The organism is Kluyvera intermedia (assembly GCF_021440345.1).
Classification (GTDB): domain Bacteria; phylum Pseudomonadota; class Gammaproteobacteria; order Enterobacterales; family Enterobacteriaceae; genus Kluyvera; species Kluyvera intermedia_A.
Genome location: NZ_JAKCNS010000070.1, coordinates 1 through 8,005, shown reverse-complemented (window position 1 = coordinate 8,005; position 8,005 = coordinate 1). Strand labels below are relative to the sequence as shown.

General features: G+C 53.0%; 4 protein-coding genes and 2 pseudogenes. 1 reads left to right on the top strand and 5 read right to left on the bottom strand.

Annotated elements, in window-relative coordinates; translation table 11 throughout:
* From LZ634_RS17860 to lacI, 4 genes are all read right to left on the bottom strand, one after another.
* Positions 1-158 (bottom strand): maltose acetyltransferase domain-containing protein (locus LZ634_RS17860; RefSeq protein ID WP_021243005.1); only part of this gene is annotated, 158 nt, incomplete at its 3' end.
* Between the two features lie 65 nt (positions 159-223).
* Positions 224-1,477 (bottom strand): lactose permease, encoded by a 1,254-nt coding sequence (lacY, locus tag LZ634_RS17855; RefSeq protein WP_039184238.1) that lies wholly within the window; start codon positions 1,475-1,477, stop codon positions 224-226.
* A gap of 51 nt (positions 1,478-1,528) precedes the next feature.
* A complete protein-coding gene (gene lacZ / locus LZ634_RS17850; protein WP_039184234.1) occupies positions 1,529-4,603 on the bottom strand; it encodes a beta-galactosidase in 3,075 nt (1,024 codons plus the stop codon).
* Positions 4,604-4,723: 120 nt separating this feature from the next.
* The gene (gene lacI / locus LZ634_RS17845) at positions 4,724-5,806 is read right to left on the bottom strand and encodes a DNA-binding transcriptional repressor LacI (protein ID WP_016809493.1); all 1,083 of its coding nucleotides are present in this window, start codon (positions 5,804-5,806) and stop codon (positions 4,724-4,726) included.
* Positions 5,807-6,306: 500 nt separating this feature from the next.
* Between lacI and LZ634_RS17840 the strand changes: the two are divergent.
* Positions 6,307-7,191, top strand: a pseudogene (locus tag LZ634_RS17840) (IS4 family transposase); the annotation flags it as partial.
* 1 nt (position 7,192) lies between these two features.
* Here LZ634_RS17840 and LZ634_RS17835 read toward each other — a convergent pair.
* A pseudogene (locus LZ634_RS17835) lies at positions 7,193-7,570 on the bottom strand (conjugal transfer protein TrbA); the annotation flags it as partial.
* Positions 7,571-8,005 lie beyond the last annotated feature (435 nt).

Here is an 8,005-nt window from a genome sequence, read left to right as displayed (position 1 = left end):
TAAGTTGGAGTCATTACCCTTTTTTCAACTTCTGATGGATGCGAGTGATTGAACTCATACATTAATGTTTTCCCACGAAGTCTTTTTTCAGGTAAGCCTTCGCACATATCGGTAAATAGCTTGCCTGCTTTTATTTTTTCTGTCATCGACATGTTCATTTTTAACATTCCGTCCTGATAAGTTGGTCGGATAAGGCGCTCGCGCCGTATCCGACATTAATTTCTTAAGCGACTTCATTCACCTTGCGACGCAGCAGGGAAAGTGGGCCGGGGCCGCTAAGCGTGAACACGGAAATTAAGGTGAAGCCCAGCGCCACCAGACCCAGCACCAGGTAAGCGCCCTGGAAACCGATGCTTTCATACATATTGCCCGCCAGAATAGACATAAAAATCATCGCCAGTTGCTTAAAGAAGCAGAAACTGACCAGATAAATCGTCGCTGAAAAACGCACTTCAAACTGGCTGGTAATATATTTAAAGCAGCCCACCAGCAGGAACGGTACTTCAAACATATGCAGCGTTTTCAGAATAACCACTTCCAGTGCTGAGGTAGCGAACGATGAGCCAATAATACGTACTGACATAATAGTGCCAGCCAGCAGCAGGGCGTTTTTCCCACCGATGCGATTAATGATCAGTGGCGCAAAAAACATAATCGAGGCGTTAAGTAATTCGCCCATTGTCGTTACGTAGCCAAATACCCGCGTACCCTGTTCACCGGTAGCAAAGAACGAAGTAAAGAAATTAGCAAACTGTTGGTCAAAAACATCGTAGGTGCAGGAAACGCCAATAACATACAGTGACAAAAACCACAGTTTTGGCTGTCTGAACAGTTCCAGCGCCAGCTTAAGGCTAAATGCCGAATGGTTGGCACCTACCGCATTGGCAACCGTGGCAGAAGAGGGCGCATCCGTTTTGGCGAAAAAGAGTAAAACGGCGAGGATGAATGCACAGCCAGAACCCAGCCAGAAAACAAACTGATTATTGATGGTGAACATGATGCCGACAATCGAGGCACACAGCGCCCAGCCAACACAGCCAAACATCCGCGCGCGACCAAATTCGAAATTACTGCGACGGCTGACTTTCTCGATAAATGCCTCTACTGCTGGCGCACCGGCGTTAAAACAAAAGCCTAGATAAATACCACCAACAATCGATCCTACTAAAATGTTGTATTGTAACAGTGGCCCGAAGATAAAAATAAAGAACGGCGCAAACATCACTAACATGCCGGTAATAATCCACAGCAGGTATTTGCGCAGCCCGAGTTTGTCAGAAAGCAGACCAAACAGCGGTTGGAATAATAGCGAGAACAGAGAAATAGCGGCAAAAATAATACCCGTATCACTTTTGCTGATATGGTTGATGTCATGTAGCCAAATCGGGAAAAACGGGAAGTAGGCTCCCATGATAAAAAAGTAAAAGAAAAAGAATAAACCGAACATCCAAAAGTTTGTGTTTTTTAAATAGTACATAATGGATTTCCTTACGCGAAATACGGGCAGACATGGCCTGCCCGGTTATTATTATTTTTGACACCAGAGCAACTGGTAATGGTAGCGACCGGCGCTAAGCTGGAATTCCGCCGACACTGACGGGCTCCAGGAGTCGTCGCCACCAATCCCCATATGGAAACCGTCGATATTCAGCCATGTGCCTTCTTCCGCGTGCAGCAGATGGCGATGGCTGGTTTCCATCAGTTGCTGTTGACTGTAGCGGCTGATGTTGAACTGGAAGTCGCCGCGCCACTGGTGTGGGCCATAATTCAATTCGCGCGTCCCGCAGCGCAGACCGTTTTCGCTCGGGAAGACGTACGGGGTATACATGTCTGACAATGGCAGATCCCAGCGGTCAAAACAGGCCGCAGTAAGGCGGTCGGGATAGTTTTCTTGCGGCCCTAATCCGAGCCAGTTTACCCGCTCTGCTACCTGCGCCAGCTGGCAGGTCAGGCCAATCCGCGCCGGATGTGGCGTATTGCTCGCCACTTCAACATCAACGGTAATCGCCATTTGACCACTTCCATCAATCCGGTAGGTTTTCCGGCTGATAAATAAGGTTTTCCCCTGATGCTGCCACGCGTGGACCGTGGTAATCAGCACCGCGTCGGCAAGTGTATCTGCCGTGCACTGCAACAACGCTGCTTCGGCCTGGTAATGGCCCGCCGCCTTCCAGCGTTCGACCCAGGCGTTAGGGTCAATGCGGGTCGTTTCACTTACGCCAATGTCATTATCCAGCGGTGCACGGGTGAATTGATCGCGCAGCGGCGTCAGCAGTTGTTTTTCATCGCCGATCCACATTTGTGAAAGAAGACCTGACAACCGGTTAAATTGCCAACGCTTATTACCAAGTTCGATGCAAAAATCCGTTTCGCTGGTGGTCAGTTGCGGGATGGCGTGGGGCGCGGAGGGTTGTGTCACGCTGAGGTTTTCCGCCAGACGCCATTGCTGCCAGGCGCTGATGTGCCCGGCTGCTGACCATGTGGTCGCGTTCGGTTGCACTACGTGAACCGTTAGCCAGAGTTGCCCGGTGCTCTCCGGCTGCGGTAGTTCAGGCAGTTCAATCAACTGTTTTCCTTGTGGAGCGACATCCAGAGGCACTTCACCGCTTGTCAGCAGCTTGCCATCCAGCGCCACCATCCAGCGCAGGAGCTCGTTATCGCTATGACGGAACAGGTATTCGCTGGTCACTTCGATGGTTTGCCCGGATAAACGGAACTGGAAAAACTGCTGCTGGTGTTTTGCTTCTGTCAGCGCTGGATGCGGCGTGCGGTCTGCAAAGACCAGACCGTTCATGCAGAACTGGCGATCGTTCGGCGTATCGCCAAAATCACCGCCGTAAGCCGACCACGGGTTGCCGTTTTCATCATATTTAATCAGTGATTGATCGACCCAGTCCCAGACGAAGCCGCCCTGTAAACGGGGGTATTGACGAAACGCCTGCCAGTATTTAGCGAAGCCACCAAGACTGTTACCCATTGCGTGGGCATATTCGCAAAGGATCAGCGGACGCAGTTCTCCAGGCAGCGAAAGCCATTTTTTGATGGACCATTTCGGCACAGCCGGGAAGGGCTGGTCTTCATCCACACGCGCGTACATCGGGCAAATAATATCGGTTGCGGAGGTGTCGGCTCCGCCGCCTTCATACTGTACCGGGCGGGAAGGATCGACAGATTTAATCCAGCGATAGAGCGCATCGTGATTAGCACCGTGGCCTGATTCATTCCCCAGCGACCAGATGATCACACTCGGGTGATTACGATCGCGCTGCACCATTCGCGTTACGCGTTCGCTCATCGCGGGTAGCCAGAGCGGATCATCGGTCAGACGATTCATTGGCACCATGCCGTGGGTTTCAATATTGGCTTCATCCACCACGTACAGGCCGTAGCGGTCGCACAACGTGTACCACAGCGGATGATTCGGATAATGCGAACAGCGCACGGCGTTAAAGTTGTTCTGCTTCATCAGCAGGATATCCTGCACCATCGTCTGCTCATCCATGACCTGACCATGCAGAGGATGATGCTCGTGACGGTTAACACCGCGAATCAACAACGGCTTGCCGTTCAGCAGCAGCAGGCCATTTTCAATCCGCACCTCGCGGAAACCGACATCGCAGGCTTCTGCTTCAATCAGCATGCCGTCGGCGGTGTGCAGTTCAATCACCGCACGGTAGAGATTCGGGATTTCGGCGCTCCACAGCGCCGGGTTTTCGACGTTCAGACGTAGCGTGACGCGATTGGCATAACCGCCACGCTCATCGATAATTTCACCGCCGAAAGGCGCGGTGCCGCTGGCGACCTGTGTTTCACCCTGCCACAAAGAAACCGTCACCCTCAGCTCATCGCGCAGCACGCCGTACATCTGAACTTTTGCCTCCAGTACAGCGCGGCTGAAATCATCATTAAAGTGAGTAACAACATGGAAATCGCTGATTTGTGTGGTCGGTTTGTGCAGCAACGAGACGTCACGGAAAATGCCGCTCATCCGCCACATATCCTGATCTTCCAGATAATTGCCGTTACTCCAGCGCAGCACCATCACCGCGAGGCGGTTTTCTCCGGCGTGTAAAAATGCGCTCAGGTCAAATTCAGACGGCAAACGACTGTCCTGTCCGTAACCGACCCAGCGCCCGTTGCACCACAAATGAAACGCCGAGTTAACACCATCAAAAATAATTCGCGTCTGGCCTTCCTGTAGCCAGCTTTCATCAATATTAAATGTGAGCGAGTAACAACCCGTCGGATTCTCCGTGGGAACATACGGTGGATTGACCGCAATGGGATAGGTCACGTTGGTGTAGATAGGCGCATCGTAACCGTGCATCTGCCAGTTTGAGGGGACGATGACAGTATCGGCGTCAGGAAGATCGCGCTCCAGCCAGCTTTCTGGTACCGCTTCTGGTGCCGGAAACCAGGCAAAGCGCCATTCACCATTCAGGCTGCGCGACTCTTGGGAAGGGCGATCGGTGCGAGCCTCTTCGCTATTACGCCAGCTGGCGAAAGGGGGATGTGCCGCAAGGCGATTAAGTTGGGTAACGCCAGGGTTTTCCCAGTCACGACGTTGTAATACGACGGCCAGTGAATCCGTAATCATTGTCATAGTTGTATCCTGTGTGAATTGTTATCCGCTCACATTTTCGCATAACATACGAGCCGGACACATGAGTGTAAAGCCTGGGGTGCCTAATGAGTGAGCTGACTCACATTAATTGCGTTGCGCTCACTGCCCGCTTTCAAGTCGGGAAACTTGTCGTGCCAGCTGCATTAAGGAATCTGCCAACGTGCGGGGAGAGGTGGTTTGCGTATTGGGCGGTAGGGTGGTTTTTCTTTTCACCAGTGAGACGGGCAACAGCTGATTGCTCTTCACCGCCTGGCCCTGAGAGAGTTTCAGCAAGCGGTCCACGCTAGTTTTCCCCAGCAGGCGAAAATCCTGTTTGATGGTGGTTAACGGCGGGATATAACACGAGCTGTCTTCGGTATCGTCGTATCCCACTACCGAGATATCCGCACCAACGCGCAGCCCGGACTCGGTAATAGCGCGCATTGCGCCCAGCGCCATCTGATCGTTGGCAACCAGCATCGCAGTGGGAACGATGCCCTCATTCAGCATTTGCATAGTTTGTTGAAAACCGGACATGGCACTCCAGTCGCCTTCCCGTTCCGCTATCGGATGAATTTGATTGCGTGTGAGATATTTATGCCAGTCCGCCAGACGCAGACGCGCCGAGACAGAACTTAATGGACCGGCTAACAACGCGATTTGCTGGTGACCCAATGCGATCAGATGCTCCACGCCCAGTCGCGTACCGTCTTCATGGGAAAAAATAATACTGTTGATGGGAGTCTGGTCAGAGACATCAAGAAATAGGGCCGGAACATTAGCGCAGGCAGCTTCCACAGCAATGGCATCCTCGTCATCCAGCGGATAGTTAATGATCAGACCACTGACGCGTTGCGCGAGAAGGTTATGTACAGCCGCTTTACAGGCTTCGACGCTGCTTCGTTCTACCATCGACACCACCACGCTGGCACCCAGTTGATCGGCGCGAGATTTAATCGCCGCGACAATTTGCGACGGCGCGTGCAGGGCCAGACTGGAGGTAGCAACGCCAATCAGCAACGACTGTTTGCCCGCCAGTTGTTGTGCCACGCGGTTGGGAATGTAGTTCAGCTGCGCCATCGCCGCTTCCACCTTTTCCCGCGTTTTCGCAGAGACGTGGCTGGCCTGGTTCATCACGCGGGAAACGGTCTGATAAGAGACACCGGCATACTCTGCGACATCGTATAGCGTTACTGGTTTCACATTTACCACCCTGAATTGACTCTCTTCGGGTGCTATCATGCCATACCACGAAATGTTTTGCGCCATTCGGAGGGGGCACGCCGAAGTGAGATTCAAAATGCCGACGTCAGTTCACAGGTGGGTAATGATACCAACGTGTTGATTTCGTATTTTCACTGACACCAGGATCATCCTGATGTTACAAGGATTGAATGACTACAGATTAAAATAGTCATCAACAGGTTGACAGCATTACCTAATTCCTTACGTCACCTGTGACACTGGACACCATTATGGTGACTGAATGTAAAGGGGAGCAAACGCACCAGAACTATGGCGTGTACTCTGCCAGTGATGTGATCGACATATTGAAGTGGTTACACCTGCAGGGGGTGAAAGCTTGGCTGGAAGTTTAATAAAAAAAGGCACCCGAAGGTTAATGCCGATCGTTTAAGGATCGGTTGACCGATCCGGTGGCTGGTGTAAAAAGGGTTCCATGTTCATCATGGAGCCCTTTTTAAATGGAACTTTCCCAGGCCCTCGGCATTATCAATCTCACCGCCCCCGAAGAGGTCCAGAGTCTTGCCGACCTCCTTCCTCCCGACCTTATTCAGCAGGCCTTTTCCCTCACTGACACGGTGACGTTGCGTAAGCGCAAGCTTCCCCTTGAGTTCATGGTCTGGCTGGTTATTGGCATGGCGATATTCAACAACAAACCCCTGTCCCATATCGTCAACCTGATGGACATTGTTGACCGGACCGGTTGACCATTCACCGCACCCAGCTCCGTGATTGCCCGCCGTAAAACCCTGGGTGAGGATGCCATCCGGGTGCTGTTCGGGCTCACGCAACAGCACTGGCATGAGGAAGCCCGGCACCCGCACTGGAACGGTCTGACGCTCAATGCCGTTGACGGCGTGGTCTGGCGCACGCCCGACACACCGGAAAATGCCGCAGCCTTCGCGAAAGCCGGCAATCAGTACGGAGAACGTGGCTGTCCGCAGGTTCGCATGGTGTGCCTGATGGAGCTGAGCAGCCATCTGCTGCGGGCCAGCGTGATGGACCGCTATGATGTCAGTGAAGTGCGGCTGGCCGCCGGACTGGCGAAGCAGGCTCCGGATAACAGCGTGACGCTGTTCGACCGGGGCTTCTGGTCAGCGGGCCTGCTGCATGACTGGCATCAGACAGGTGAGAACCGCCACTGGCTGCTGCCGCTGAAGAAGGGAACGCAGTATGAAGTGGTGCGCAGGCTGGGTAAACAGGATGAGCTGATAATGCTGAAGACCTCGCCGCAGGCAAGAAAGCAGTGGGAAGGCCTGCCGGATGAACTCACCGTACGGCTAATCAGCAGGAAGGTTAACGGCGTGGAGCGTCAGGTTGTCACGTCGATGACGGATGCGATGCGTTAACGGCCACGATCCCAACCCCTTCAATAAACCCTTTGGTCGTGTTTGCACTGTGCAGGGGGTAAAAGAGCTTCCGGTCGACCCCCTTGAGCCACAGCAAGTTTGGTGGCGACAGGCGTAAATTATGGGCATACAGTCAGACAAGGCTGCTACTGACATACGGGTGTTCACGCAACCACTTTGCGGCACTTTCATTGCGAATAACGCGACTGAACGCGGGACGGGACAGCGCATAAACCGGACGCGAGAATTTCCCTTTATCCCTGCGGCTTTTGAGACGGTATGAGCGGTTCAGGACATCCATCAGGGCTTTAGCGGCAGAACGGTCGTCGAGGAAGAACTAAAGGCCGAAGATGGCGAACAGGGCTTTTTCAGGTGGTCAGCGCCCGTCCTTGCAGCGAACTATGTCCGCGCCGGTTCGGTAAACGCAGGAAGTTGGTCCCGCCGCGCGCATAGTTACAACATCCTCTGGAGTCAGAACCAGAAGGAGCATATCTGTGGCCTTAACCCACGACCCACCACTGAAAAGCGCCCCCACCCGGCCCGCAGGGCCGGAAGACATCGCTTTTAATAATGGATGTTGTAACTAGGTTCCGAGTCGCTTTAACTCATACTGCGGCAGGTCCTGTGTGACACGCCCGTAAACCAGTTTCCTGAGAACTGGCTCATTTAGTTTGTCCGCTTCTGGCACAAAACGGACTGTCATTGTCAGGTATTTTGTCAGCGGTCAGTTAATCCAGTCTCCCTGCGTGAGGCCAGGCAACTGCTCAAACGCCCTAATAGGGGTCCGCTTGGAAAACGGAATCTATGGTCA